Annotated in this window: 2 rRNA genes; both read left to right on the forward strand. The window is 44.1% G+C overall.

Going from position 1 to position 3,424, the window contains the following annotated elements:
* The first annotated feature begins 206 nt into the window (after positions 1 to 206).
* Positions 207 to 3,114, forward strand: a 23S ribosomal RNA gene (locus tag GRQ01_RS07405).
* A gap of 121 nt (positions 3,115 to 3,235) precedes the next feature.
* Positions 3,236 to 3,352 (forward strand): 5S ribosomal RNA (rrf, locus tag GRQ01_RS07410).
* The last annotated feature ends 72 nt before the right edge of the window (positions 3,353 to 3,424 follow it).

Raw genomic sequence — 3,424 nt, forward strand, 5'->3', positions numbered from 1 at the left:
TGTTCTTTTTAATTAACATTGTTAAGAGTCACAAGCAAGTTTTAATAAAAACAATTTTACAAACTTGTTAAAGATAAAATATCTTCATTAAAGCATAGGCATAGTTTTAATATTAAGCTTTAATCCTAGCTTTTAGATATGATAAAACTTTAAATATGAAATATGATAAACTTTAACAAGGAAGTGATGCGTTTTAGAATCAAAAAAGGTAAGCTATTAAGAGCGAATGGTGGATGCCTTGACTGGTAAAGGCGATGAAGGACGTACTAGACTGCGATAAGCTACGGGGAGCTGTCAAGAAGCTTTGATCCGTAGATTTCCGAATGGGGCAACCCAATGTATAGAGATATACATTACCTATAATAGGAGCGAACGAGGGGAATTGAAACATCTTAGTACCCTTAGGAAAAGAAATCAATAGAGATTACGTAAGTAGCGGCGAGCGAAAGCGTAAGAGGGCAAACCCAGTGCTTGCACTGGGGGTTGTAGGACTGCAATGTGCAAGAGGTGCGTTTAGCACAATATTCTGGAAAGTATAGCCATAGAGGGTGATAGTCCCGTAGGCGAAAAACAAACCTTAGCTAGCAGTATCCTGAGTAGGGCGGGACACGAGAAATCCTGTCTGAAGCTGGGTCGACCACGATCCAACCCTAAATACTAATACCAGATCGATAGTGTACAAGTACCGTGAGGGAAAGGTGAAAAGAACTGAGGTGATCAGAGTGAAATAGAACCTAAAACCATTTGCTTACAATCATTCAGAGCACTATGTAGCAATACAGTGTGATGGACTGCCTTTTGCATAATGAGCCTGCGAGTTGTGGTGTCTGGCAAGGTTAAGCAAACGCGAAGCCGTAGCGAAAGCGAGTCTTAATAGGGCATTAAGTCAGATGCTGCAGACCCGAAACGAAGTGATCTATCCATGAGCAAGTTGAAGCTAGTGTAAGAACTAGTGGAGGACTGAACCCATAGGCGTTGAAAAGCCCCGGGATGACTTGTGGATAGGGGTGAAAGGCCAATCAAACTTCGTGATAGCTGGTTCTCTCCGAAATATATTTAGGTATAGCGTTGTGTCGTAATATAAGGGGGTAGAGCACTGAATGGGCTAGGGCATACACCAATGTACCAAACCCTATCAAACTCCGAATACCTTATATGTAATCACAGCAGTCAGGCGGCGAGTGATAAAATCCGTCGTCAAGAGGGAAACAACCCAGACTACCAGCTAAGGTCCCCAAATCTTACTTAAGTGGAAAACGATGTGAATTTACTTAAACAACCAGGAGGTTGGCTTAGAAGCAGCCATCCTTTAAAGAAAGCGTAATAGCTCACTGGTCTAGTGAATTCGCGCGGAAAATATAACGGGGCTAAAGTAAGTACCGAAGCTGTAGACTTGACTTTGTCAAGTGGTAGGAGAGCGTTCTATTAGCGTCGAAGGTATACCGTAAGGAGTGCTGGAGTTAATAGAAGTGAGCATGCAGGCATGAGTAGCGATAATTAATGTGAGAATCATTAACGCCGTAAACCCAAGGTTTCCTACGCGATGCTCGTCATCGTAGGGTTAGTCGGGTCCTAAGTCGAGTCCGAAAGGGGTAGACGATGGCAAATTGGTTAATATTCCAATACCAACATTAGTGTGCGATGGAAGGACGCTTAGGGCTAAGGGGGCTAGCGGATGGAAGTGCTAGTCTAAGGATGTAGGAGCTTATACAGGCAAATCCGTATAAGAATACTCTGAGATCTTAAAGGCTTTTTGAAGTCTTCGGATGGATGGAAGAACCCCTGATGCCGTCGAGCCAAGAAAAGTTTCTAAGTTTAGCTAATGTTGCCCGTACCGTAAACCGACACAGGTGGGTGGGATGAGTATTCTAAGGCGCGTGGAAGAACTCTCTTTAAGGAACTCTGCAAAATAGCACCGTATCTTCGGTATAAGGTGTGGTTCACTTCGTATTAGGATTTACTCCCAAAGCGAAGAAACTTACAACAAAGAGTCCCTCCCGACTGTTTACCAAAAACACAGCACTCTGCTAACTCGTAAGAGGATGTATAGGGTGTGACGCCTGCCCGGTGCTCGAAGGTTAATTGATGGGGTTAGCATTAGCAAAGCTCTTGATCGAAGCCCGAGTAAACGGCGGCCGTAACTATAACGGTCCTAAGGTAGCGAAATTCCTTGTCGGTTAAATACCGACCTGCATGAATGGCGTAACGAGATGGGAGCTGTCTCAAAGAGGGATCCAGTGAAATTGTAGTGGAGGTGAAAATTCCTCCTACCCGCGGCAAGACGGAAAGACCCCGTGGACCTTTACTACAGCTTGACACTGCTACTTGGATAAGAATGTGCAGGATAGGTGGGAGGCTTTGAATAATAAACGCCAGTTTATTAGGAGCCATTGTTGAGATACCACTCTTTCTTATTTGGGTAGCTAACCAGCTTGAGTTATCCTCAAGTGGGACAATGTCTGGTGGGTAGTTTGACTGGGGCGGTCGCCTCCCAAAAAATAACGGAGGCTTACAAAGGTTGGCTCAGAACGGTTGGAAATCGTTCGTAGAGTATAAAGGTATAAGCCAGCTTAACTGCAAGACACACAAGTCAAGCAGAGACGAAAGTCGGTCTTAGTGATCCGGTGGTTCTGTGTGGAAGGGCCATCGCTCAAAGGATAAAAGGTACCCCGGGGATAACAGGCTGATCTCCCCCAAGAGCTCACATCGACGGGGAGGTTTGGCACCTCGATGTCGGCTCATCGCATCCTGGGGCTGGAGCAGGTCCCAAGGGTATGGCTGTTCGCCATTTAAAGCGGTACGCGAGCTGGGTTCAGAACGTCGTGAGACAGTTCGGTCCCTATCTGCCGTGGGCGTAAGAAGATTGAAGAGATTTGACCCTAGTACGAGAGGACCGGGTTGAACAAACCACTGGTGTAGCTGTTGTTCTGCCAAGAGCATCGCAGCGTAGCTAAGTTTGGAAAGGATAAACGCTGAAAGCATCTAAGCGTGAAGCCCACTCTAAGATGAATCTTCTCTAAGCTCTCAGCAAGACTAGCTGGTTGATAGGCTGGGTGTGTAATGGATGAAAGTCCTTTAGCTGACCAGTACTAATAGAGCGTTTGGCTTACTTTATATAAGCATCACTTCCTTGTTAAGGTTTTTCATAAGAATCATCCTACAAAAGTAAAATTGATAAAACTTACTCTTAACATTGTTTTTTAAGTCTTCTTATAAAGAATATTTAAATAACAATGTCCGTGATTATACAGATGTGGAAACGCCTTGATCCATCCCGAACCAAGAAGCTAAGCACATCGTGGGTGATGATACTACACCTTACTGGTAGGGGGAAAGTAACTCATTGCGGACTTGTTAGACTGCTTTATTATTCTTAGTTTTTCTTTTTTTTATTTCAATCTTTTAAATTATTATTGTGTAGAGG

Source organism: Campylobacter bilis (assembly GCF_016806695.1).
GTDB classification, from domain to species: Bacteria; Campylobacterota; Campylobacteria; order Campylobacterales; family Campylobacteraceae; genus Campylobacter_D; species Campylobacter_D bilis.